Raw genomic sequence first — 26,041 nt, 5'->3', positions numbered from 1 at the left:
CTGATTATATATGTTTACTTTACCTAATTATGTAATTACTGAAGAAATTCATGAAAACAATCGGATCAAAGTTTACCGGGGGCATGCGGTTTGGGACCGGTCACCGGTTATTATCAAAGCCATCAAGACGGGAATGGCCGACCCGGTTAATATATCGAAGCTAATCTACGAATACGAGATTAGCCGCAGCCTTGACATTGAGGGGATTGTTAAACCCGCGCGTTTGGAACAGAACGGGGCAACCCTTGCCCTGATTATGGAAGATACTGGAGCCATATCCCTTAGAGAATACCTGGCTGACAACCGCCCGGACCTATCCGGTTTTTTTTCCATATCCGTTCAATTGGTAAAAATCCTGGGGGAACTTCATCAACAAGGCGTTATCCACAGGGACTTGAAGCCCGACAATATACTTATTCATCCTGCTAACGAAGAAGTGAAAATAATTGATTTCAGCATTGCCGCGCTTATTCCCGCGGAAAGTGAAAACGCCTCATTTTCTGCCATTCCGATAGGCACACCGGCTTATATGTCCCCGGAACAAACCGGCCGGGTAAACAGGACTACCGACTGCAGAAGTGATTTTTACTCTCTGGGCGTAGTTTTTTATGAGCTGTTGACCGGGCGGCTTCCTCTGCTGGCGGAGAATCCCGCTCAATGGGTTTACGTTCATACGGCACAGAACCCGCTACCCCTGTCTGAAATCAATCCGGAGGTTCCTCCGGCAGTTTCGGCTATTATTATGAAAATGCTCTCCAAGTCGGCGGAAAAGCGGTACCAGAGCGATTACGGCCTGTTATGGGACCTGGAAGAATGTCGGCGGCAGTGGAATAAAAACGGAATCATTAATCCGTTTCCCCCGGGAAAGGCGGATATTGCCGGTCGTTTTCAGCTTCCTCAAAAGCTTTGCGGCAGGGAAAAAGAAACAGCGGCTTTGACGGATGCTTTCGGAGACGTATGTTCCGGACAAGCGGGATTAGTCATGGTGAGTGGTTATGCCGGAACCGGGAAAACGGTGTTGGTTAATGAAACATTGAAACCTCTGGCGGCAGGCAGAGCTTGGTTTATTACCGGAAAGTCGGACCAACTCCGGCATAATGTGCCATATTCCCCCTTCATTCAAGCTTTTGGCAATTTAATGCGGCAGCTGCTGACTGAAAGTAAGGAAAATCTCGCTGCCTGGAAGAAAAGACTTCTCCGCGCCCTGAGCGGGAGCGTATCGGTCATCGCCGGAGTAATTCCCGAAGTGGAGCTGATTACGGGACCCCGGCCGGCGGCTCCGCCGCTGCAGCCGGTGGAAGCTCAGAACCGCTTTTGTATGGCGTTTCGGAATTTTGTCCGGGTATTTGCCAAAAGAAAACATCCCTTGGTCATATTCCTTGATGACTTGCAGTGGGCGGACCCGGCATCATTGCAATTAATCCGGTTTTTGAGCGACGGCTCGGACAGCCGCTGTCTGCTGATTATCGGTGCGTACAGGGATAATGATGCAGCCGGGACGCAACCGCTGTTGGAGATCCTGGGAGAACTTCAAAAAGCGGATATCCCGGTGCGGCATATTGCACTGGCACCTCTTGATCCAACCCATACCGGCCAATTCATTGCCGATTCTCTCGGCTGTTCAGAGGAAAAGGCGGCGCCGCTGGCAGCAATCCTCTATCGGAAGACGGGAGGCAACCCCTTTTTTCTTGTCCAATTGTTACGGTCCCTATATAAGGAAAACCACGTTGCCTTTAACCGGGAGAAGGGCTGCTGGGAATGGGACACGGAATCCTTGCGGGCAATTCCCATAGCGGACGATATAATTAATTTCATGCTTGCAAGACTGCATACCCTTCCGAGGGAGACGCGCCATATTTTAATGTCGGCCGCCTGTATCGGAAATGCCTTCGATTTGCCAACATTGGCCATAGCCTGTGAGAAAAATCCGGCCGCGGCGGTCGAGACTCTTTTGCCGGCGGTTTTGGAAGGACTTGTCCTAAAAGTATCTTGCCCCGGCCATGAGTACGAGTTTTTGCACGACCGTGTCCAGCAGGCGGCCTATTCCCTGATACCGGGGGAACAGAAAAAGGAACTGCGCCTGAAAATCGGGCGCTTGATCTTGGAGCGTATCGGCCGGGATGAGCTGGACGGGAAAATATTTTCCGTTATGGATCTTATGAACTGCGGCCCAAATTTAATCGGCGATCCGGCCGAGAGAATAAAGCTGGCCGGTTATAACCTGGCAGCCGGCCGCAAGGCTAAAGCCTCCGCCGCCTGCGCCGCGGCGCTGAATTATTTTCGGGCCGGTGCGGAGCTTTTGCCGGAAGATGCATGGGACAAACATTATCAATTAACCTACGACCTTTATATAGAGCGTTCTCAGTGTGAATATCTTTGCGCCGATTCGGGGACGGCGGAACGGCTGTTTGATATCATTCTTGCCCGAGCGAAAACGGAACTGGAACGAGCCGATGTATACGGCAAAAAAATTCAATTTTATTCGACGACCAGACAATACGACGCGGCTGTTCAACTTGGCGTCAAGGCATTGCGAGAGCTGGGCGTTGGATTGCCGCCCAGCCCCGGAAAAATTCATTTTATCAAGGAATTGATAACCTTCAAATGGTACATGCGCGGCAAAAAAACAGAAGAACTGGCAAGCCTGCCGGAAATGAGCGATCCGCTGCGGAGGAAGATGTTGGAGCTCATTATATTGATTGCGGACGCCGCCGACCTTTCCAACCCTGATTTGTACGGGCTGATTCTATTAAAAATAGGCAATTTTACGATAAAACATGGCCATACTGACCTTTCCCCCATTGGATATGCCGGGTGCGGCATTGCAGCCGGCAGCATTCTGGGAAACCATGCTGCCGGGCATGAGTTCGAAAAAGTGTGCTTGCAGCTTGCTGAAAAATATGACAATAGCTCATACAAATGTATCGTTTATTTTTTATTGGGTTCATTTGTTGCTCATTGGACACAACACGGGAAAACCGGTATCGATTATTTGTGTGATTCCGTTCGGTATGGCCGGGAATCCGGTCAGGTTCTTTATGCCGGTTATGCTCTTGCGGTGCTTATTGAAAATAAATACCTGCTGGGCATTCCCCTTGGAGAAGTCGCTGAGGAAGTTAAAAATTGCTATAACTTTGCCAAGAGGATGAAACATGATAATTTGTTTATTAACGCAATTATTTACCGGCGTCTTGTTTCAGCTATTATGGGTCTGTCCGGAGATCCTTTTACTTTTAGCGCCGGCGTCTATGATGAAAGCAGTTTAGATGAAAACGGTTTAATGGAATTAATGAAAGACGATAATCCATCTCTGCTGACGTATTATATTACTGAGATGCAATTATGCTACTTATTGGGTGATTATGCAAAATCCCTGGCTTTGGCGGAAAAAGCCCAAAAAAATATTGATGCCATCATGGGATTTAGAAATCTTGCCGAATATAATTTCTACTATTCTCTGGCGATTGTCGCGGTGTATGATAGGCTGTCCCCTGGAAAGAAGAGAAAATACCGGAAGATACTAAAAAAGAATCAGCGCCAAATGAAAAGATGGTCGGATTTTTGCAGCGAAAACTTTCTGCACAAGTACCTGCTGGTAGCCGCGGAAATATCACGTCTGAGCGGCGGAAGCCAAAAAACTATGGATTTGTATGACCGGGCCATGCAGTCCGCCCGTGAGAACGGCTATATCCAGATTGAGGCGCTGAGCAACGAACTGGCGGCCGAATATTATCTGGCCGAGGGCCGGGAAAAAATCGCCCGGGCCTACATGGTCGATGCCTGCCGCGGGTATTGGCGGTGGGGGGCCATGGCCAAGGTCAGGGCGCTGCGGGAACGCTTTCCGCATCTGCTGGCGGGGATAGCGCCTGAGGAGAGGAAATATGATCCCGCAAAAGTATTAAAAAGTGCCCTTCGCATTTCCAGCACCGCTAGCGACTCTGTCGGCGATTTGGATCTGCATGCCATTAGGGTAGAGCTAAAAAAACTGTCTGAAGAAACCGACCCCAAAGCGCTGTTGAAAAGTTTTCTGGAAATCACCGTTAAAAACGCCGGCGCCGACAAGGGGTATGTATTGTTGGAAAAGGACGGGGAATTATTTATTGAAGCCTTAAAAGAAAGCGGACGCCCGGCGGAGGTAATTGTGCCGGTTTATCTGGAAAAAAATAACAACCTGCCCATATCGGTAGTACGGTATGTGGCCAGAACTCTTGAGCCCGTGGTGCTGAACGGCGGGGATCAGGCCGGGGTTTTCGCCGGGGACCCCTATATCGCCCAATCCCGGACTAAATCCATTGTTTGCTTGCCCGTGCTGTTTTGGGGTATGCATGTGGGAGTTCTTTACCTGGAAAACAGCCTGATGGCGGGAGTATTTATACCGGACCGGCTGGAAGTGCTGAAGCTTTTATCCACTCAGATGGCTTATGTGAAAAATATGCAGCCATTCATCGAGGGAGACAGCACGGGGATAAAGGATGAAATGCCCGGGGCTCCGGTCGTCTCTCTTACTGAAAGAGAACTGGAGGTGCTGGAGTTGATTGCTCTGGGCATGTCAAACAAGGAAATTGCTCACAGACTGCAGCTAACCGTCAGTACTGTTAAAACCCACATTCTCAACATATACGGCAAGCTTCAGGTGAACAGGAGAGTGCAGGCTGTAATCAGGGCCAGAGAATTAAAGCTTTTGCAAGAATAATCAATTAGTCGGAGTTTAAATCCATCCATCTCATACTTTTGGTTGATCCCAGCGGAAAAGAGATATTATAAAATAATTGAAGTGTCGTCCCGTAACGGACAATAGTATAGTATTAGTGGAGGGTGATGGGCTTGAACTTGGTATTGCGGACAGCCATCCTGATTTTTTGCGACTTTGTGCTGGTCAACCTGGCGATGGTGCTGACGCTGCTGATTCGTTTTTATGAATCGGGCAATGCTCTGTATTATCTGCAATCATATATTAATTTTGCGCCTTTGGCCGCCGGGCTGATGATTATATCTTTTTACCTGTTCAGGCTATACCATAAGGTTTGGGCCTATGCCAGCATTGGCGAGCTTATCGCCATCACCATAGCTGTATCAGCCGGGACGGCGGGTGTGTTCATATTGAGCTTTTTTATTCAAACACCTCTGCCCAGAAGCGTCGTGCTGATGTCCTGGGCCTTTAATATATTGATCATTGGCGGTTCCAGGGGTGCCTGGCGTGTGTACGTGCAAGCCCAAAAAGCGATGGGCCAGGACAGCGGGTATAAAAAAGAAAAGAGAAAAGCCCTTATTGTGGGCGCGGGCGATGCCGGGGCAATGGTGGTCAGGGAATTGCGAAACCACGGCAACGGACTGATCCCTGTCGGTTTTGTAGACGATGATGTGAAAAAGCACGGCATGACTATATTGGGTATACCGGTGCTTGGCGGCCGCGACAGACTTCCGGAGATAATTAAAAAACGTATTATCGCCGAAGTTATTATTGCCATGCCCTCGGTGCCAAGGGAGATCATTCGTCAAACAGTGCAAACTTGCAAAGGCGCCAATGCCAGGTTGAAAATATTGCCGGGCATCTACCAATTAATTGACGGAAAAGTAACGGTTAACGGACTGCGCAGCGTTCAGGTGGAGGACTTGCTGGGAAGAGATCCTGTAATGGTGAACATGAGGCAAATAGCCGGATACCTGACGGGCAGGACAGTGATGGTAACCGGAGCCGGCGGTTCCATCGGTTCCGAGCTTTGCCGGCAGGTGGCCGGGTTTTCACCTTCACGCTTGATTGTACTGGGACATGGGGAAAACAGCATTCATAATATAGTAATGGAGCTTCGGGAATCGTATCATGACCTCACCGTTGACATAGAAATTGCCGATGTGCGGGACAAGCTGAGAATTGACGGTATTTTTGAATTGTACAGGCCCTCCGTGGTTTTTCACGCTGCGGCCCATAAACACGTTCCCTTGATGGAACGGCACCCCGATGAGGCCGTTAAAACAAATGTCTTCGGCACTAGGAACGTGGCCGAGGCGGCGGATAGGGTGGGGACGGACATATTTGTAATGATTTCCACCGACAAGGCGGTCAATCCTTCCAGCGTCATGGGCGCCACCAAGCGTTTGGCGGAGCTGGTGGTCCAGCACCTCGACAAAATGAGCCGGACCACTTTTACCGCCGTACGTTTTGGCAATGTGCTGGGCAGCAGTGGCAGCGTGGTGCCTACATTCAAAAGACAGATACTGCGGGGAGGACCTGTCACCGTTACCCATCCCGAAATGAAAAGATACTTTATGACCATACCCGAGGCGGTTCAACTGGTCATTCAGGCCGGGGCCATGGCCGAGGGAGGGGAAGTTTTTATCCTGGACATGGGCGAGCCGGTGAAAATAGTTGATCTGGCCAAGCTGATGATTACTCTGTCCGGCCTGGAGCCCGGTAAGGATATTGAAATAAGATTCACCGGTGCAAGGCCCGGTGAAAAACTGTTTGAAGAACTGCTCACCGCGGAAGAGGGCTCCGATGTCACAAAACATGAAAGAATTTTCGTTGCCCGCCCCACCGCGGTGGATTTTGCCCGGCTGGAAGCCGAATTACATAGACTTTTGATTCAAACCGGCAACGGCGGGATAGCCGGAGAGGACGTTTTCGAAGTTCTCGCCGGTCTGATCGCCAATTTCAATCACTACAGAAAAGAAATGGCGGGTTAAGAGGAAGTAACTTACGCGGTAGTTTGATATAATATTGTTGAGGTGGTTAACGTGCCAACACCGGAACAATTGGCCGGTTACCGCGCCGGGTGTTCTTGTTTGGTTCCTTGCTGGAAAAGGGAAAATTCATGGAGCATTCCGATATAGACATGGCCATAGCAAATCTGGGTAGCGAAAAAAACTTCTGGCGGGTATATGCGGAAGTTATGAATATTATTTAATTGACTTTGTAGGAGATCGCCGGGATGATAAACCTTTATTCGGGATAACCAGTCATGCCTTTAAATGGTGGGCACGCAAATGTCGCCTGAAAACCGGGGTGGACTTTCACTCCCACAGGTGTCGGCACACCACGGGCACCCAACTTTTGCAAAAAGGGATATCCATAGACAAGGTGCAGGACGTACTGGGGCACGCCGACATCTCTACCACTCGACGTTACGCCAAAACCGCCCCGGAAGCCATCTATGAATTGGCGGCCAAAGTTGACGAAATAAAGGAACGCCGGGTGCTGTATAGGTTTTGGCTGCGGTAGTTTGCATTGTTGCCTGGATAGTTGTAAGAAGGATATGCCTGGAAGTTACTGATCCGTGTAAGGGAGGGATTTAAATGCAATGTAATTTAACGGAATTGGTTGTATCTATTGACAAAATTATTAATATAAAGTAAAATGTTCAATAGCTGAACGGTAACGGTTGAATATTTATTTTGAAATGGGAATCACTATTGCTTTCGTCAAAGTTCTATTGAGGGAATATCTATGGTAAGGGGGTGAAGTTATTGTCGGAAATGAAAGCCATTAACCGTATAAATGACTATGCCTTCAAAAGGATATTCGGATCGGAAGAGGGCAAAGAAGCATTAATAAGCTTACTGAACGCCGTGTTGAAGCCATTGCCGGGACAGGAACTGGCTGCAGTAGAGTTGCTGGATCGGGAATTGGATCCTAAATACCTACTGGACAAAGCCGCCAGACTTGACATTTTGGCTAGAATAGTCACCGGGGCATTGGTGAATGTAGAAGTCCAGATAGTAAACAGATACAACATTGATAAACGCACATTGTTTTATTGGGCAGGACTGTATCATGGACAATTGGCCAGCGGCCAGAATTTCATTTGCCTTAGGAAGACCATCACTATAAATATTCTTGGATTTGATTGGTTCGAGGATACATATAAATACCACCACACCTTCCACGTCAGGGAGGATCAAACGGGAGAGTTATTGAACGACGATCTGGAAATTCATTTCTTGGAGCTGCAGAAGGTTGCTAAGGTAAAACGCAAGCCCCAAAATGGCTTGGAGGAATGGTTGCTTTATCTCAATAACATTCAGGGAGAAGAAATGGAGGTAATCGCTATGGGAAACCCCGGTATTCGCAAAGCTATGACCATTGAGCAGATCTTCTTCAAGAACAAGAAAGAGCGCAGGCTATACGAACTCAGAGAAAAAGCTGTCAGGGATGAAATATCAATGGTGGTTGGGGCAAAAGCTGAAGGCAAGGCTGAAGGCAAAGCTGAAGGTAAAGCTGAAGGTAAAGTGGAAATGGCTCATGATGCTATTTGTAAATACCTAGACATTAAATTCCCGGGGGCATCTATTAGCCTGCAAGCGGAGGTAAAGAAAATCAGTGACTTGGTTGTATTGGAAGAAACTATAACAAAAGTTTATGCAGCCAATAGTTTCGATGAAGTATTAGCCATTTTGGGGGGGGCAACAAAAGCCGGAAGTTAAACGCCACCTAAGTGTGGGTCAGGATGAAACCTGAAGGGAACTTTATGTCGTCCATACTTCACGTCCTGAATTGGATATAATCGAACAAAAATGAATTGGGTTGTCTAAAAATTAAAGTGGTGAAAATATTTGAACCATGAATACGAAATACTTAGCTATATAGAAAAAAATACCGAAATATCCCAGCGTCAAATCGCCGGCGGAACCGGCCTTTCGGTGGGTACCGTAAACCTGCTGTTGAAAAAAATGGTTCATAAAGGGTTGCTTAAACTAGAAAGGGTCAACGGCAGGACCCTGCGCTATATCCTTACCCCCGGGGGCATGGCCGAAAAAACCCGGCTGGCTTATCAGTACCTTAAAGCATCGTACGGGCAGATTATCAAAATAAGCCGGGCGGTGGAACAAGTTATCGCCGAATACCAGGCTGCCCACGGACCCGCAGGGGAAATAATACTTTGCGGATCTCCCGGTGATGTACCGGCGATATTGAAAATCGTTTTTCATAATCTTGGTATGAAATACAGGATAGTTGAAGAAATTGGCGATTTTCCGGGAGATGTCTTGAAAAACGTGCTGGTGATCACCTGGGGCGACGCTTGGGTTAAACAGCTTGACAGCGAATATAATGTTATAAACATACTTGAAATTTTGTAGGTGCTTTGTGTATCACGTCATTTTTCAATTTAACGGAATTAGTTGCATCTATTGATAAAATTATTAATATAAAGTAAAATGTTCAATGGCTGAACGGTAACGGTTGAATATTTATTTTGAAGTGGGAATCACTATTGCTTTCGTCAAAGTTCTATTGAGGGAATATCTATGGTAAGGGGGTGAAGTTATTGTCGGAAATGAAAGCCATTAACCGTATAAATGACTATGCCTTCAAAAGGATATTCGGATCGGAAGAGGGCAAAGAAGCATTAATAAGCTTACTGAACGCCGTGTTGAAGCCATTGCCGGGACAGGAACTGGCTGCAGTAGAGTTGCTGGATCGGGAATTGGATCCTAAATACCTACTGGACAAAGCCGCCAGACTTGACATTTTGGCTAGAATAGTCACCGGGGCATTGGTGAATGTAGAAGTCCAGATAGTAAACAGATACAACATTGATAAACGCACATTGTTTTATTGGGCAGGACTGTATCATGGACAATTGGCCAGCGGCCAGAATTTCATTTGCCTTAGGAAGACCATCACTATAAATATTCTTGGATTTGATTGGTTCGAGGATACATATAAATACCACCACACCTTCCACGTCAGGGAGGATCAAACGGGAGAGTTATTGAACGACGATCTGGAAATTCATTTCTTGGAGCTGCAGAAGGTTGCTAAGGTAAAACGCAAGCCCCAAAATGGCTTGGAGGAATGGTTGCTTTATCTCAATAACATTCAGGGAGAAGAAATGGAGGCAATCGCTATGGGAAACCCCGGTATTCGCAAAGCTATGACCATTGAGCAGATCTTCTTCAAGAACAAGAAAGAGCGCAGGCTATACGAACTCAGAGAAAAAGCTGTCAGGGATGAAATCTCAATGGTGGTTGGGGCAAAAGCTGAAGGCAAGGCTGAAGGCAAAGCTGAAGGCAAAGCTGAGGGCAAAGCTGAAGGCAAGGTGGAAATGGCCCATGATGCAATTTGCAAGTACCTGGATATTAAATTCGCAGAGGCATCCTTTAGCTTGCAAGCAGAGGTAAAGAAAATTAATGACGTAGTTATACTGGATGAAATCATTAACAATATATATACTGCCAATAGCTTGGATGATGCATCGACCATAGTAAGGGGAGCAGTTAAATAAGCATAACAAGATGTCATAGATGTCTGTTAAATTTCACATGGGATATATAACAATGGAATCCAAATTAAGACAACTAATAAAAGAATACCTGGTTGATTTCAAAATGCGGGGCAATTCGGAGGTTACCGTCAAAGGCTATACTTATAAATTAAGTAAGTTTGTACTCTTTGTTGAAAAAAATGATATAGATTTTCTTATTCCGAACCCCTCCCACGCAAGGATGTATAGAAATCACCTTGTGGAAGCGGGACTAAAGCCGCGGTCTGTAAACGATGCTATATCAGTTGTGAAAGGTTTTTATGATTTTTTGATTGAAGAAGGCAAAATCAGCGGCAACCCTATAAACACCAGAAGATTGCGTGTAAAAGAAGGACAAGCTCTGCCCAAATTTATGACTAATGCTGAGCTTGAGTTGTTAAATGACTGGTTAAATACTATACCGGAGAAAATTGCTTTGGGTTTCCGTACCATGCTGGCCACCGGGATGCGCACAAGTGAAGTTGTAGCCGTGCAATGCAGCGATTTAATTAGATTAGACAATGGTGGTTATATTATCAGGGTTAGACATGACAAAGGGAATAAAGAAAGATATGTACCGGTAATGGATGCAGATGTGGCCAGGAAACTGGCGGAGATTAAAAGGGAAAGGATTGATGATATACCCCTTATAGATGTTACTCCAATTCAATACAGGAATTGGTCATACAAGTGCATAAAACAAATTGGTGTGCATTTTTACCCCCACCGTTGCCGGCATACAGTAGGCACTAAGCTGCTGCAAAAGGGTGTGGCCATTGACAAGGTGCAGGAAATACTGGGGCATGAAAACATTTCCACTACCCGGCGTTATGCTAAAACAGCACCGGAAGCTGTACTGGAACTGGCCGCTAAGGCGGATCAGGTCAAAGAAACCAGGAGCATATATTGTTGTTTATTGAATGAGATTTTTTCGGAAAATGAGTAGGAATTTTGAAGTGCTTGTTGAAGTTTACTATTTAGAAGAAATAAGTTCCGGGGCAGTTTTGTGGCAAACGTTATGTGGAGCGGGGCTTTGGGGGTGGCGAGCGATTTTATACATATTGATGAATAGTTTACATATGGAGCGGGGTATTGGGAATGTGATGTATACATAATTAGGACATGCCAATTTGGGGTGAGTGCAAATTGTGTGGTGTCTTTTTTTAGTTTATGGGTTTGAGTTGGTTAGTTGGTGAACTGGAAAAATCAGGATATATTTTGAGTGTACATAAATATGAATTTATTAAATTTTAAAAGAGGGTAAAAAGTGACTAATAGTAGAAATATACCGTTTTCCCCACCGGATATTACGGATGCGGAGATTGAAGAAGTCATAAAAGCGATGAAGTCCGGCTGGATTACAACTGGACCCAGAACAAAAAAATTTGAAAAGAAAATAGCAGAATATGTTGGTGCGAATAAAGCAGTGTGTTTAAATTCTGCTACTGCAGCTATGGAGCTTACTCTTCGTATTTTAGGCATTGGTCCTGGGGATGAAGTTATAACTACAGCTTATACATATACGGCATCTGCTTCTGTAATAGATCACGTTGGTGCAAAAATCGTGCTGGTTGATACCGCTCCGGATTCTTTTGAGATGGATTATGAAAAACTTGCTGATGCCATTACAGAGAAGACAAAAGCAATAATTCCTGTTGATATAGCGGGGAAGATGTGTGATTACGATACCATATATGAAGCTATCGAAAGCAGGAGGGGGCTCTTCAAAGCTAATAGTGAACTTCAAGAGTTGTTTAATAGGGTAATCGTAATGGCTGATGCCGCCCATGCTTTTGGGGCTGAAAGACACGGATTCAAGTGTGGGCAAGTCGCGGACTTTACCTGTTTTTCTTTCCATGCAGTTAAAAATATAACCACAGCTGAAGGCGGTGCAGTGGTTTGGCGTAGTGATATTGGATTGGATGATGAGTGGCTTTATAAACAATTTATGTTATACAGCCTTCATGGTCAGTCTAAAGACGCACTAGCGAAAAACCAAAAAGGGGCATGGGAGTACGACATTATATATCCCGCCTATAAATGTAACATGACTGATATATTGGCTGGGTTTGGATTAATGCAGTTAAGTAGATATGAAGGTTTGATGGAGAGACGTAAAGGGATTATTAAGATGTATGATAGAGCATTGCTGCCGATAGGGGTTAAGAGTTTACAACATTATGGTGATGGTTTTGCCTCTTCAGGGCACCTTTATTTAGCGAGGATACCTGGAATTGACGAAGAACTAAGAAACGAGCTTATTATTAAGATGGCCGAGGTTGGGGTAGCATGTAACGTACATTATAAGCCATTACCTATGTTTACGGCTTATAAGAATTTAGGATTTGATATTAATGATTATCAAAATGCGTTTAATGCATATAAGAATGAGATTACATTGCCGCTACATACTTTACTTAGTGATGAGGATGTAGAGTATGTGTGCGGTAGTTTCAAGTGGGCAATAGATGAGGTTTCAGAGTAGCTATTTGAAATTAATAGAACAAGAGCTTGAAAGGAAAATAGAAAAGATGAAGATGATACTAAGAAAATGGGAGGATTTACCGGATAACATGAAAAAAGATAGTGTTAAGAAGTACTATGACTCTTTATATAAGAAAAGGCTAAGCTTACTTGTAAAAAGAATTTTTGATGTAGTAATTGCTATTTTTACATTTATTATGCTTTCCCCTGTGTTTATTATTATAAGCATAGCTATCAAAATGGATTCCAAAGGACCGGTTATGTTTCGTCAAGTTAGAGTTACGCAATACGGGAAACAGTTTAAAATCTTTAAATTTCGAACGATGGTAAATAATGCCGATAAGATTGGTGCGCAAATAACCGCAAAGAATGATATTAGAGTTACTAAGGTTGGTAATATCCTAAGGAAGTTTAGGCTAGATGAAGTTCCACAACTTTTCAATATAGTTTCAGGTGACATGAGCTTTGTTGGTACAAGGCCGGAGGTCGTAAGGTATGTTGATAAATATACAGATGAGATGATGGCAACGTTACTTCTGCCAGCTGGGGTTACTTCGGAAGCTAGTATTCAATATAAAAACGAAGAACAGCTTTTGGCCAATGCTGATGATGTTGATGAGGCATATGTAAATGATGTTTTGCCTAAGAAGATGAAATATAACTTGAGAAGCATAGATGCATTTAGTTTCCTTGGTGAAATTAAAACGATGTTTAGAACTGTAATAGCAGTAATTAATAGTTATGATAAAAGTGGGGACTCTTTTATGGTGGTGAATTCTGATAGAAAGTTTCATAGAATTAACGACTAGATTAAAATATTAAATTTTTACCTGTTATGTTTATTAAGGACAAATACTAGGCACTAGGAGTTAGAATATGGAGTATAGTGTGTTGATGACGGTATACAAAAAAGATAAGCCAATTTATTTGAAAAAAAGCATTTTAAGTATGCTAAATCAAAGTATGCAAACAAATGAATTCGTAATTGTTAAAGATGGGCCTATTACTGCGGAATTGCAAGAGGTTATTGATTCTATAGATAGAGATTTTTCAGGAATAATTAAGCAGGTGGATCTGAAGGAGAATGTCGGATTAGGAGTAGCACTAAATGAGGGTCTTAAGATTTGCACAAATGATGTCGTTGCTAGAATGGATGCTGACGATATATCTTTAAGTACACGGTGTGAACGGCAACTAAAAGAATTTGAACAAAATAGTGAGCTCGATATTGTTGGATGTTCTGTAGATGAGTTTATTGGACATGAGAACAACATAATTTGTACAAGGTTAGTTCCTGAAACTCATGAAGAAATATATAAATATGCAAAACAAAGAGATCCATTTAATCACCCGACAGTGATGTATAGAAAGAGCAAGGTGTTAGCAATCGGCGGATATAAAGATTTAAGAAAAAACCAAGATACTGATTTGTGGATCAGAATGTTAATGGATGGTTGCAGAACTAAGAATATCAACCAATCTTTGTTTTTATTCAGGTTTGAAGAAGATACATATAAAAGAAGGAAAAATTGGATTAATACAAAATTATTGATAGCAACGCGATACAATGCTTTTAAAATTGGATTTAGTAGTTTTACAGACTTTTTGAGAGTGTTATTTGTACAATTATTAATTTATATAATGCCAATTGGTTTTCAAAAGTGGATTTATAAAAAGTATTTACGGAGCCATCGTGAGGTGAATCATGTCAGTAATTGAATCAAAAGTTAATAACTTGCTAAATAAAGCCCCTAAAATAAAGAGAGTAGCAAAAAGAATCTATCAAATAGGAATGTATGCTATATCCCCTAAAATAAAATTTGAGGGAAATATAACACGAATTTCCCCAAACGATGGGATGGAATATTTTTTTGGGTACTATGATAAATCACCGTGGGATATCACTGATAGGTACATGCTTTGCTTAAGGGCAAAAGATGCACATTCTTCAGTTGCCCCTAGAGAAACTGCAGATATTATTTTATTTGACACTCTAAACAATAATTCATATAAATTGCTAGGTAAGACTAATTCTTGGAATGTACAACAGGGATGTATGCTTCAGTGGCTAGGACCTAAGTATTCAGATAAGATTATCTATAACGATTTCCGAGACGGACAGTATTGCTCTGTGATTTTAAACATAATAACACGTGAAGAGAGAGTCATTCTCATGCCAGTATACAGTGTTTCACAAGATGGGGATTTTGCGCTATCATTGGATTTTGCACGTTTGCATCGGTTAAGAAAAGGCTATGGTTATTCTAACCAAACAGAAAAATATCGTGGTGAAAAGTGTCCAGACAAGCCATGTATTTGGCATATCAATCTTAGAAGCCATCAAGTAACACAACTATTGAAATATACTGATTTTGTAAATTTTGAACCAAGACCTGAAATGGAGGGTGCTGAGCATAAGGTGAATCATATTATGATTAGCCCCTCGGGTAAAAGGTTTATGGTCCTACATAGATGGTTTCACAGTTCAAGAAAATATACAAGGCTAGTTACGGTGAATTGCAATGGAAGGGATATGTACAACTTAAGTGACGATAATATGACTTCGCATTGCTGTTGGAAAAATGATACAGAGATTTTAGCTTTTGCTAATAAGAAGGATAGTGGCAATGGATATTATTTGATGGAGGATAAAACACCAAATTTTTATAAACTTTGGTCTGAACTAAACTCAGATGGTCATCCTAGTTACTCACCGAATGGGAGGTTGATTGTTACAGACACATATCCGGATAGAGCAAGAATTGCCACTGTTTATTGTATAGATGATGGTAGGATTAGTAAATTGGCTAGAGTATTTGCACCGTTTAAATATGACAATGATGTACGATGTGATTTGCATCCTAGATGGAATCGGTCAGGAGAAAAGGTGTGCTTTGATGCTGCGTTTGAAGGTAAGAGAGGGTTGTATGTTATTAATGAGCGTGATAGACGGTTGTGTAGATGATTATTTTAGACCTAACTTAAAAGAACTGGTGAGATGAGAAGCATTAAGGGAATAATAATTTATTGTAATTCGATAAGTACATTAAGTGATTTTGGTTACTCACAATAATATTAATATTGTTTTCATTTTACATCTGCTATTTTATATATCGAAAAATACCTGTGAATAGCTGACTAACACCGTTTGTAGTAATGATGGCCGGTTTTTGATTAATTGGAACTGTTGATGTTAGGAATTGTTCATTGAAAGAAATATACTATTTTGTTCACGCTTGTACTGAGGTAGAACCTAAGCACTACTTTGGTTTTTTTGCTTGGCAGATAATTTTGCCCAAAGATCATGTATGCACTGCGCAATAAGCCGGGGAATAAATTGGAAGATGTTTTTTGGAAGTACTCTTCCTAAATGATAAGAATTATTTTATTTTGTTTAAATTGAGCAAGGGGTTGGTTTAAATAAAGTTTTCAATAATAACTCCTATGTATAATTCTTTTTCCCTAATGGGTCCTTATTTTGAGAGTTTGGTAAGTCAGACATATAAAAATTTTGAAGTTATAATTATTGATGATTGCTCAACGGATGATTCATATAATCATTTAATGACATACAAGGAAAATAGTAGCTTGGATATTGTTCTTCTAAAAACAAAAAGGAATAGCGGACCAGGATTGGCTAGAAATCTAGGTCTAGAAAAAGTAATAGGAAAATACGTCATGTTTATTGACAGTGATGACTATATAGATTTCCATTGTTTGAAAGAAATTAGCGATACAATATTAAATACTGGTGCCGATTGTGTGATGTTTGATTACTATAAAAGAAGAGGTGAAAGTATAATTCATGGTTCAACTATTCCAGGTTTTGAGCAAGGTGCTATAAACCAAAAACTTGCAATAGCTAATGCTAATGGGAGTATGTGCTGCAAAGTATATAGAACTGAGAATATTAAATTTAATGGTGCAAAGTTTCCGGATATATTAAGGTTCGAAGATATGGTTTTTAATAAAAGATCCCTTGTATATTGCAACAATATACATTATATAAAAAAGCCGTTATATTATTATATTTCTAATGAAAGCTCAATAGTGAACAATAAAAAAAATGCTAGCGAGAAATATGCTATAGAGGCCTTTCAAACCTTGGAAAAAGAACTGAAAAATAAATTCCCAAATGAGATTGAAACAATTTTTGTTAGGGAAATGCTTTATTCAACTGTGCTAACTTTGGTTTCGAATAGGGCAAGACGAAAAAATATTATTCATCATATAAAAAGTTTGGAAAGTAGTTATCCTAACTGGAACAAAAATGATGGCATAAAAAATTTTGCTTTTCATCAAAAAGTTTTTTTGAAATTGATACAATTTAGAATTATTTGGGGTTTGCGATTAATGGCTTATATAAGGAAAAAAATTTAATTATTGCTCGAGAAAATTTGAAAAGAGAAAACAGTTCTTTCCAAATTATCCTCGGAGTCTGCCCCGTAAAAAATTTCCAGAAATGCCTTACATTGTTAGGGTCAGGCCCGGGTAAAATATTACCAATTTAATATACGTACGTACCAAATGAGTCACTTACAATAAAATTTAGTTGTCTTCATAAAATAACAGATTTTATAAAGGACCATCTCTGCTTCTCGTTACAAACTGCTGCTCGGGTTGATTATTGAAAGAACAAAATTAATGATTTTTCTTTAATCAATTAATCTTTATAAGTTTATTTTCGATAGGCTTAAACTCCTTGTATGCAGTTAATAGGATTCCTTTGACATGTAATGTCAAAGCAGCAGCATAAGAATCAGGCTAAAAACATCGGATATTTTGCTTTAATATCTCCTGCGGTAATTATTTCATTATGGGATATGTCTACTAACTCTATGAGCCATACCTTAACATTTTCAATTATAAGAAATCAATTCTTGAAGATTATAATATTAGATTTACACCAAATGCAAAATACGACTTGGAGTTTATATGGAAGTATTTGTTATATTGCCATACTGGAGCAGCTATCAAAAAGCCTCTTTATGAATACTACGATCAGTTAGAAAAGGAAATCAATATAATGTATAAATCGGAATTTTCAACTACATATGAAATTGGAATTCATAAAATAAAATCCTTAAATGTGCAAAGTATGCTTTTCAAAGTATCCATATTTCCTTTAATGCTTTTCGCGTTTTTTTTTGGTTATCTGGATTATCCCGTGAAGTATGTGCTAATTTTTGGTGCTTTGTTTTTATTATTGTTTTCATCTTTAAATAAGTATAACGCCTTAATTGTGTTTCAAACGCAGGATATTTTTTTTCTACTATACCTTTTATCCGGGATTATTAGTCTGTTTTATACGGATTCGTTATCACGAGCACTTGTTTATTTGGGTATTTGGAGTTTTGGCATATTAATTAAGCTATGGTTGCCTTATTTTAGAAATAACACGAAGTATATTATTAACTGTTTGTTTGCTTTTTCGACTTTGCATGTTTTGGCAACATTGCTGCAAATTATGTTTCCGGCATTAATGATATCAATAAATGCAGTAATTTTGGATGCTAATACATTATATTGGAATAATTTATTTTTGAGGCAAAATGCGTATACGGGAATAACAGGTCAAATTGGAACCAATGCATTTTATCTGTCGGTTTTTGTTGGCATTGCAGTCTGCAAATTGATTACATTATCTAAGCAGCAAAGAAATACCAAATTCGTATTTATATGCCTTGCTGGTGCAGCCTTTCTAGCATTGCTTGCGACTCAAAAACGTGGCCCGTTATTATTTTGTGTACTAAGCATCTTAGGGATATTGTATATTTGGTATGCAAAAACAAAGAAAAATATCTTTCGTTTTATCTGGTTAGTGACCTTGTTAGGTGTGGCTATTATGATGTTGCTGCTATTTACAGACTATGGTCAAACCTTAACGAGCCGATTCTTCTATGGAAGCTATGGTGATATATATAGTGGCCGTTTGCCAATGTTCTTATTGATGTGGGAAGGGTTTTTGGAAAAACCATTACTAGGACATGGATTGGCTTCAACAAGCACACTAGTGGGAACTTTAGGTCATTCCACAGGACATAATGTATATCTTCAAAGCCTAAATGATATAGGCTTAATTGGAACATTTTGTTTGATGGTTTTTATGTATAAATCCTTGGAACGGACGATTCGCAAGATTCGTATGCAGAGTAATACTACAGGGCCCCATAGATTGATTTATTATCTACAGATTTCTTTGTATTTACAACTCTTTGTAATACTATACGGTTTAACTGGTAACCCGATTTATGATCATTTCCAATTTATAATATATATAATTGCTTGTGCAATTCCCGGGATGATTACGAATGGTAGCAGCTTTTCTCAAAATAATATTAAAAGCCATAACGGAATGGAGGATGTGTATGAAAAATAAGAAAAGTATTGGAGTTATTACATATTTTGCTTATAATTACGGTGCATTTTTGCAGGCATATGCTCTGCAAAAGACGATGAAGAACATAGGGTTTGACTGTGAGCTTATTAATTATGACTACATGCGAGACAGAACTTTGTTAGGGATACCATGGAGCAATATAAATAAACCAATTAAATTTTGTGCGTCCGTTTTAAAAAAACTAGTATTATTTAGTAAAACAAAAAAAAGAACTGCAATTATGAAGGAAAGTGTGTACAATAATTTGCATTTTTCAAAACAACGATATAAAAGTGCACAGCAATTACGTGAATCGCCACCTCAATATGATATTTATCTTACCGGCAGTGATCAGGTATGGAATCCTACCATTAATGCGCAAGGGTTTGAGACACGATTATTGGATTTTGTATATTCTTCCCAAGGTAAGTTGGTCTCCTATGCAGCTAGCATAGGTTTGGCGGAATTTCCAACGGATAAAATTGCTTTAACTAAGGAGTATTTAACGCGGTTTGATGCAATATCAGTACGTGAAGAGGAAGCAAAAAATATCCTGGCACCATTTATAGATAAAGATGTGCAACGGCATGTAGATCCTACACTTTTGCGAGAAAAAAAAGATTGGCTTGAGTTTGGGAAACCAATAACTGAAATTCAGGGACCGTATATCTTTGTTTACATGCTGGCAAATCAGCCCAAATTAGTGAAATATGCAAATGACTTGTCCAAAAAATTAAACCTAAAAATCCTTTCAGTCGGCAACGGTATGGCTTTCCAAAATCGAATCCTGAGTGATAAAAGCTTAAGTCCTGAACAATTTGTTTGGGGTATTGCAAATGCGGAATACGTTGTGGCTAACTCTTTTCACGGAACATGTTTTTCTGTCCTTTTTAAGAAAAAGGCTCGCATATTTATACCGCCAACCGTCCAGTGCCGTATTGTAGAATTGATAGAAGGATGCAACTTGTCGCGCCTTTTAGAAGATGTTATTATTAAAAATTCAGATGTTGAGAGGTTATATTTGGGTGCAGATAAGTACTTGGCAAAAGAACGAAAACGTGCTTATGAATATCTTATGCATCTGAAGGATTTAGAATGAGTAACAGCAGTTCAAGAAATAAAGCGATTATTATTGCATATATCGCACTTGGTACCAATATGCTATCGATGTTGGTACTTACTCCCTTTTATCTAAAGCATTTGGGAATTAATACATATGGACTTTACCAGTTGATTTTTTCTGTCGCTCAATATATTTTAATGCTGGAGTTTGGTATTAGCATGGTTATGACGCGCTACATCTTGCAATACCGAATTCAAAATGATCGGCGGGAAGAAGAAAACTTTGCAATGCACTGCTTGTATTTAGTGTTAGGCCTTTGCTTATTGATTGTTATGGCTGGGTGGGTAGTAGAAAATAATATTGAGAATCTTTTTCCAAATCTTACAACAGGAGAGATTTCTGTTGCACATTCGTTATTTAAATGGATGATTGTTCAGATTGTGCTGATTGTATTAGACCAATATTTCCAAGGTGTAGCATTAGCCTACGAGCGGTATACGATTGTAAAAGGTATTGGCTTGATGCGAATACTCCTGAAAACCGCTATAGTTATTTTATTTATCCAATTCGGAATGGGCGTAATGGGTATAGTTTATGCTGATGTTCTTGTGATGTTATTATGTTGTGCTATGGTTTTATTATATATAAAACTTGTTTTGAATTTTAAAGCAAAATGGCATTATTTTAATAGGCAGTTTATAAAGGAAGCTACACCACTTATGTTTGCTCTTTTGCTACAGTCTATAGTTACCTATGCAAACAATGCCATTAATATGACGATTTTAGGACGAATGATAGATACTACCACTGTTGCCATTTATGCGGTTGCTATGACGTTCATCAGTGTATTTAGTGCAGTTCCTACCACAATACAAAGCGTATATCTTCCACAGGCTACAAAAATGGTAGTAAAGCGTGCAGATAATGAACAACTAACTGATCTTGTGATTGGGCCGGGACGAATTCAACTCATACTTTGTATGGGGATGTTGTGCGGATTTCTTTTATTTGGACAACAATTTATATCCCTTTGGACAGGGGTAAAAACTTTACAGGCATGGAACATTGCGTTGATTATTATGGTACCAATGATGATTCCATTAGTTCAGAATGTTTGTTTAGTGGTACTAACGGCTAAAAACAGAAGAACCTTTCGTTCCGTCGTTTTACTAGGCATAACGGCAGTTAACATTTTATTTACAATAGTATTGGTGAAGCAAATAGGGATATTAGGTGCACCTATTGGCACCGCGCTTGCATATCTTGTAGGAAATATTGTAGTAATGAATGTTTACTATCAAAAAAAGATTGGATTCAATATCCCACGAATGTTTAAAGAAATATTCTCGGGAATATTCTGGTGTGCCATAGGGACAGCCATTATCTGTGTACCGATGCTATTAATTCCGGCATCTGGCATGGTATGGTTAATTACCGAATGCAGCATATTTTGTTTAGTTTATGCTTTGCTCTTGTATGGGTTTGGTTTAAATCGAAAAGAAAAATCTGCAGTTATGCAAATATATCGGAGGTATATCCATGCCTAAATTATTTAAAGAAAAGCAGGATTGTTGTGGCTGCACGGCTTGTATGAGCATATGTCCTAGAGCGGCCATTTCAATGAGATCAGATGAAAAAGGTTTTAAATATCCCTTTGTTAATGAAGCATTATGCATTGATTGCGGGTTGTGTCTGAAGGTTTGTAGATTTAAACATAAGACCGATGAAAAGGATTTCCAGGTAATGCCATTGGTTTATGCCGCAAAGCACCGCAATGAATATGTAAGGATGCAGAGTTCTTCCGGGGGAATGTTCACGGCGTTGTCTGACCATATTTTAAACAAGAACGGTGCGGTCTACGGTGCAGCATATGATGAAGATATTGTGTGCCGCCATATTCGGGCAACAACAAAAGAAGAAAGTGCTTCTTGCAGAGGCTCAAAATATGTACAAAGCGATACCCAAGAAACCTTTAAACTTATAAAAAAAGACATTAATAACGGAAAAAATGTTCTGTTTACGGGTACACCCTGCCAAGTTGACGGGTTAGATGCTTATTTAGGTAAAGGGAGTAATATCGAAAATTTGCTGACTGTTGATTTTATATGTCATGGGGTGCCAAGCCCCAGAGTGTTTTTAGATTACATAAAATATCATGAAGAGAGAAGTAAAAAGAAAATAGTTGAGTACTACAACCGCTGTAAAGATAAAGGTTGGGGGCATACGGAAAAAGTAGTATATGAAGACGGAACTTTTGATTGCACTTCAATGTTCTCTCAATCATGGAAATATTTATTTTATGCAAATGTAATGCTCAGACCTTCATGTTATCGTTGTCCATATACACAGATAAAAAGATGCTCAGATATTACAATTGCTGATTTTTGGGGTGTTAAAAACAGTAAACCAAAATTCGGAGATGAAAAAGGGATTTCACTAGTATTAGTCAATACAGGAAAGGGAAAAGAATATTTAGATATGCTCCATGGTGATATAGAATTTCTAGAAAGCGACATAGAAAGCTGTATTTCCATGCAGGGGTGTCTAAAAAGGCCTTCCAGTGTGGATCCCAAAAAACGTCAGCAATTTTGGACTAACTATCATACCAAGGGGATTTTATACGTGCTGAAGCGTTATGGTAGAAATAACGCGTACGGTCGAATCAAACGGTATTTCACAGATAAAGACCGTTGGTTTGCACATTTAGTTGAGCATTTATTTCAAGTCAAGAAACGGTTTAAGAGAGGTAGATGCATATGAAAGTTTGTATAATAACACTTCACCGTGTGAAGAATTATGGTTCTGTACTTCAGGCATATGCTACGCAAGTGCTTTTTAATGATGCAGGATATGAAACCGAATTTATTGATTATTATCGCGAAAATGATACAGACACATATGCTGAAAATAATCTTGGCCAAAATATCGTTAACAGATTGATTGATGCAAAAGTACATAGAAGATTTCACAGTATACTAAGCAACATTGTTAAAAAAATGTTAATTCCTTCGATGAAGATAAATAATTATATTTTCAACAGCTTTGTTTCCAATAGGCTAAAATGCACGGAGATAAAATATTTTTCATACAAAGAACTTGTAGATGCAGTCCCGATAGCTGATGCGTTCTGTGTTGGAAGTGACCAAGTTTGGAATTCCATTTATAATGGAGGTATTTTGTCTACATATTATTTGGATTTTGTGCAGCCTGAAAAGATTAAATTCTCTTTTGCATCAAGTATAGGGATGGATAATTTATTTGAAACAGAACAAGATGAGGTACAAAAAAAGCTTTTAACATTTAATTTTGTATCAGTGCGGGAGCAATCCGCAATTAAGATGCTTAAGGATATTGGAATAACAGCAAAACGTATCATAGATCCAACATTACTTTTGCCTGTTAATAAATGGGAACTGCTACTTAAAAAAAATAACATAAAATACAGATATATACTTGTGTATGTTTTTGGCATATCTAAAGATGTAGAAAAATGTATTAAGGAGATATCTACCACATTAAACTTAAAGGTTGTAAGAATTGGAACACAACCATATCATAAATTGAAATCGGGAAAGGTTAGTATAAATCCAAGTATCGAGGAGTTTCTTACATTGTTTTATTATGCGGATTATGTAATAACAAATTCATTTCATGGAATAGCCTTTTCTGTAAACTTTAATAAAAATTTTACAGTATTGTTACGCGACAATTTTAATTATCGTATTTTGGATTTTTTAGAACTAGTTAATTTGCAAAATCGAGTTTATCAAGGAAGTGATAATTCCGTGTGCCGGCAAAAAATTAATTATAAAGAAGTTAATTCAATATTAGATTACGAGCGTATGTTAAGCAGGCAGTATATAGATAAAGTGTTAGGTAAAATTAATGAAAATGAATAATTATTGGAGTAAATCTTTGTGTCACGGCTGTACAGCCTGCAAAGCGGTGTGTCCGGTAAATGCAATCAACATGATACCTGATCAAGAAGGTTTCTTATATCCGGTTATTAATGAATCTGAGTGCATTATGTGTGGGCGTTGCGAGTCTGTGTGCCAGATCAATAAAAAGAATGACAGATTAATAAACAAAGTTATGCCACAACAGTGCTATGCTATTAAGCATATAGACGGTAACGTTAGGCAGCAAAGTTCCTCTGGTGGCGCTTTTACACTGATTACTGATTATTTAATTGACAAGTTGGGCGCTGTTTGCTATGGGGCATGTTTTGATGAAAATATGTATGTTCAACATAAAGCATTGTATTCAAAAGAACATAGAAATAAAGCACGGGGATCAAAATATGTACAAAGTGACTTAAAGAATACCTATAAAGAAATAAATGAGATACTAGCTCGTGGAAAATTTGTGTTATTTTCTGGCACACCATGTCAGGTTGCTGGACTGCAAAAATATTTGAATGTCGTGGGTGCTAACATAGACAAGCTTATTACCTTAGATATTATTTGTACTGGAACACCTTCTCCAATGATATGGAGTAGTTATATTAATGAGATAAAAGAAAAATATAATTCTGAAGTAACAGCTTATTCTTTCAGATACAAGCCTGTCGGATGGAGATATTATCCAATCATGGCGGAATTACGTGATGGGAAGAAGGTTGTAAACACATTATTCTTAAGAACATTTATAAATATATTTTTTTCTTTTAATGCGTTGCGACCTTCTTGTTATCAATGCACTTTTGCCTCTGGAGAAAGGGTTGCGGATATTACTATGGGTGATTTTTGGCAGGTTGATAAGACATTTCCAGAGTATGCAGATAATAAGGGGATTTCCTTAGTATTATTGAACAGCTCAAAAGGATGCGAACTGTTCAATAGAATAAAAAATTTAGCAGAAATAAGACAATGTGACATAGATATTGCATTCAAAGGCCAAAGAAATTTAAATCGTTGTACAGAAGAACCTTCTTCAAGAAAGCAATTTTGGCAGGATTATTTAAGAGGAGGATTCGCTCAAATCGCGTCCAAATATGGTGGCTACAATTTTATAGGCTGGATTAAACAAAATTTAAAAATAATACTGACTTTACTTAATTTAAGAAAATGAGACCCGAGATATCTAATTCAGCTAAACCCTTAAAAAGAACCACGCAACATTTTAGTAATTAAACCAGGGGGACGGTTCTTCCTGTTTGTGCACAGTGCGTCCAAAGTGATGTGATAAATTTTGGGTGATTAAAAAATGCCAAGGACAGGAAGAAGGAAAAGTGAAAGTGGAATATACCACATTGTTTTACGGGGGATAAATAGGTAAAAGAGAAAGATGACTCCATAAAATTTTTGGTAATGCTAAAGAATTATTAGGAAAAAGCGGCTATAAGATATATGCTCGGGGAGGATTTTTGAAATAGCCTACGCTAATTCCCAAAACCCCCCAAAAGGGGCCTGTCCGTGCGCCAAGCTAAGGGCGTATCATATAGTGGGTGGGAATCCCACTAGGAAAAGTTTAGCTAACTATCTTATAGAGAGTCTTGGGAGGTATGGGGCGCGATCCACGTCTCTAAGCGTAGACAGCAAACTAGCAGGCCGGAAGCGAAAGCTGAAGCGATTGCTCGGGTAGTTTTCGGGACTGGCTTGCGTCATTCCTAAAAACTACCTAAAGGGGACAGTCCCTCACCAGGTTAACACATTAACAAACTAAAGAAGTTCAAGGTTATGAAGCCCTTGCCGATGGGAACCAGCCAGGGGAATTTTTTGATACATAAGATTTATTCGACAAAACCACTAATGCGGTGGTAAAGCTTTGAGGAGCAATCGATAAATAAACTATATCAACTAAAAGTTGATTGGTATAATGTCCCTATAAACAGCTTTTTATTTGGGTAATATTGGTAAAGGAAGGTTCACTGCG

General features: G+C 39.9%; 18 protein-coding genes. All 18 read left to right on the top strand.

What is annotated here, in order from left to right:
• The first annotated feature begins 10 nt into the window (after window positions 1-10).
• The 18 genes from ABDB91_RS19015 to ABDB91_RS18930 all read left to right on the top strand — a co-directional run bounded on the left by ABDB91_RS19015 (window position 11) and on the right by ABDB91_RS18930 (window position 25,237).
• A complete protein-coding gene (locus ABDB91_RS19015) occupies window positions 11-4,693 on the top strand; it encodes an AAA family ATPase (RefSeq protein WP_347489289.1) in 4,683 nt (1,560 codons plus the stop codon).
• Window positions 4,694-4,824: 131 nt separating this feature from the next.
• Window positions 4,825-6,684: a nucleoside-diphosphate sugar epimerase/dehydratase gene (locus tag ABDB91_RS19010; protein WP_347489288.1), complete on the top strand. Its 1,860-nt coding sequence runs from the start codon at window positions 4,825-4,827 to the stop codon at window positions 6,682-6,684.
• Window positions 6,685-6,868: 184 nt separating this feature from the next.
• Complete coding sequence (locus ABDB91_RS19005; protein ID WP_347491668.1) at window positions 6,869-7,219, top strand: tyrosine-type recombinase/integrase; 351 nt, start codon at window positions 6,869-6,871, stop codon at window positions 7,217-7,219.
• Between the two features lie 254 nt (window positions 7,220-7,473).
• Complete coding sequence (locus ABDB91_RS19000) at window positions 7,474-8,421, top strand: Rpn family recombination-promoting nuclease/putative transposase (protein WP_347491667.1); 948 nt, start codon at window positions 7,474-7,476, stop codon at window positions 8,419-8,421.
• A 129-nt stretch (window positions 8,422-8,550) separates the two neighbouring features.
• Window positions 8,551-9,075, top strand: coding sequence for a winged helix-turn-helix transcriptional regulator (locus ABDB91_RS18995; RefSeq protein ID WP_347489287.1), 525 nt, complete (start codon window positions 8,551-8,553; stop codon window positions 9,073-9,075).
• 197 nt (window positions 9,076-9,272) lie between these two features.
• On the top strand, window positions 9,273-10,223 hold the full coding sequence (locus tag ABDB91_RS18990; protein ID WP_347491666.1) for an Rpn family recombination-promoting nuclease/putative transposase: 951 nt from the start codon (window positions 9,273-9,275) through the stop codon (window positions 10,221-10,223).
• Between the two features lie 52 nt (window positions 10,224-10,275).
• Entirely contained in the window at window positions 10,276-11,187 is a 912-nt protein-coding gene (locus ABDB91_RS18985) for a tyrosine-type recombinase/integrase (protein ID WP_347489286.1), read from the top strand.
• Between the two features lie 321 nt (window positions 11,188-11,508).
• Window positions 11,509-12,726, top strand: coding sequence for a DegT/DnrJ/EryC1/StrS aminotransferase family protein (locus ABDB91_RS18980; RefSeq protein ID WP_347489285.1), 1,218 nt, complete (start codon window positions 11,509-11,511; stop codon window positions 12,724-12,726).
• Between the two features lie 52 nt (window positions 12,727-12,778).
• Window positions 12,779-13,534: a sugar transferase gene (locus ABDB91_RS18975; protein WP_347491664.1), complete on the top strand. Its 756-nt coding sequence runs from the start codon at window positions 12,779-12,781 to the stop codon at window positions 13,532-13,534.
• A 67-nt stretch (window positions 13,535-13,601) separates the two neighbouring features.
• Complete coding sequence (locus ABDB91_RS18970) at window positions 13,602-14,444, top strand: glycosyltransferase (RefSeq protein WP_347489284.1); 843 nt, start codon at window positions 13,602-13,604, stop codon at window positions 14,442-14,444.
• Window positions 14,431-15,690, top strand: coding sequence for a hypothetical protein (locus ABDB91_RS18965; RefSeq protein WP_347489283.1), 1,260 nt, complete (start codon window positions 14,431-14,433; stop codon window positions 15,688-15,690). The genes ABDB91_RS18970 and ABDB91_RS18965 overlap by 14 nt, the downstream gene beginning before the upstream one ends.
• A 455-nt stretch (window positions 15,691-16,145) precedes the next feature.
• A complete protein-coding gene (locus ABDB91_RS18960) occupies window positions 16,146-17,105 on the top strand; it encodes a glycosyltransferase family 2 protein (protein ID WP_347491663.1) in 960 nt (319 codons plus the stop codon).
• Between the two features lie 646 nt (window positions 17,106-17,751).
• Window positions 17,752-19,104 (top strand): O-antigen ligase family protein, encoded by a 1,353-nt coding sequence (locus tag ABDB91_RS18955; RefSeq protein ID WP_347489282.1) that lies wholly within the window; start codon window positions 17,752-17,754, stop codon window positions 19,102-19,104.
• Entirely contained in the window at window positions 19,094-20,203 is a 1,110-nt protein-coding gene (locus ABDB91_RS18950; RefSeq protein WP_347489281.1) for a polysaccharide pyruvyl transferase family protein, read from the top strand. The genes ABDB91_RS18955 and ABDB91_RS18950 overlap by 11 nt, the downstream gene beginning before the upstream one ends.
• A complete protein-coding gene (locus tag ABDB91_RS18945; protein WP_347489280.1) occupies window positions 20,200-21,714 on the top strand; it encodes a polysaccharide biosynthesis C-terminal domain-containing protein in 1,515 nt (504 codons plus the stop codon). Before ABDB91_RS18950 ends, ABDB91_RS18945 begins: the two co-directional genes overlap by 4 nt.
• Complete coding sequence (locus ABDB91_RS18940; RefSeq protein ID WP_347489279.1) at window positions 21,707-22,927, top strand: Coenzyme F420 hydrogenase/dehydrogenase, beta subunit C-terminal domain; 1,221 nt, start codon at window positions 21,707-21,709, stop codon at window positions 22,925-22,927. The genes ABDB91_RS18945 and ABDB91_RS18940 overlap by 8 nt, the downstream gene beginning before the upstream one ends.
• Entirely contained in the window at window positions 22,924-24,066 is a 1,143-nt protein-coding gene (locus ABDB91_RS18935; RefSeq protein ID WP_347489278.1) for a polysaccharide pyruvyl transferase family protein, read from the top strand. Before ABDB91_RS18940 ends, ABDB91_RS18935 begins: the two co-directional genes overlap by 4 nt.
• Complete coding sequence (locus ABDB91_RS18930; protein WP_347489277.1) at window positions 24,053-25,237, top strand: Coenzyme F420 hydrogenase/dehydrogenase, beta subunit C-terminal domain; 1,185 nt, start codon at window positions 24,053-24,055, stop codon at window positions 25,235-25,237. The genes ABDB91_RS18935 and ABDB91_RS18930 overlap by 14 nt, the downstream gene beginning before the upstream one ends.
• Window positions 25,238-26,041 lie beyond the last annotated feature (804 nt).

The organism is Desulfoscipio sp. XC116, from assembly GCF_039851975.1.
In the GTDB taxonomy this organism is placed as follows: Bacteria; Bacillota; Desulfotomaculia; order Desulfotomaculales; family Desulfallaceae; genus Sporotomaculum.
This window is presented reverse-complemented; position numbering and strand designations above follow the sequence as displayed.

Coding starts and splice junctions, on each gene's coding strand:
- ABDB91_RS18970 (WP_347489284.1), top strand. CDS start 13,602: ATGGAGTATAGTGTGTTGATGACGGTATACAAAAAAGATAAGCCAATT.
- ABDB91_RS19000 (WP_347491667.1), top strand. CDS start 7,474: ATGAAAGCCATTAACCGTATAAATGACTATGCCTTCAAAAGGATATTC.
- ABDB91_RS19015 (WP_347489289.1), top strand. CDS start 11: ATGTTTACTTTACCTAATTATGTAATTACTGAAGAAATTCATGAAAAC.
- ABDB91_RS18940 (WP_347489279.1), top strand. CDS start 21,707: ATGCCTAAATTATTTAAAGAAAAGCAGGATTGTTGTGGCTGCACGGCT.
- ABDB91_RS18975 (WP_347491664.1), top strand. CDS start 12,779: ATGATACTAAGAAAATGGGAGGATTTACCGGATAACATGAAAAAAGAT.
- ABDB91_RS18965 (WP_347489283.1), top strand. CDS start 14,431: ATGTCAGTAATTGAATCAAAAGTTAATAACTTGCTAAATAAAGCCCCT.
- ABDB91_RS18945 (WP_347489280.1), top strand. CDS start 20,200: ATGAGTAACAGCAGTTCAAGAAATAAAGCGATTATTATTGCATATATC.
- ABDB91_RS18985 (WP_347489286.1), top strand. CDS start 10,276: ATGGAATCCAAATTAAGACAACTAATAAAAGAATACCTGGTTGATTTC.
- ABDB91_RS18930 (WP_347489277.1), top strand. CDS start 24,053: ATGAAAATGAATAATTATTGGAGTAAATCTTTGTGTCACGGCTGTACA.
- ABDB91_RS18990 (WP_347491666.1), top strand. CDS start 9,273: ATGAAAGCCATTAACCGTATAAATGACTATGCCTTCAAAAGGATATTC.
- ABDB91_RS18935 (WP_347489278.1), top strand. CDS start 22,924: ATGAAAGTTTGTATAATAACACTTCACCGTGTGAAGAATTATGGTTCT.
- ABDB91_RS18955 (WP_347489282.1), top strand. CDS start 17,752: ATGTATAAATCGGAATTTTCAACTACATATGAAATTGGAATTCATAAA.
- ABDB91_RS18950 (WP_347489281.1), top strand. CDS start 19,094: ATGAAAAATAAGAAAAGTATTGGAGTTATTACATATTTTGCTTATAAT.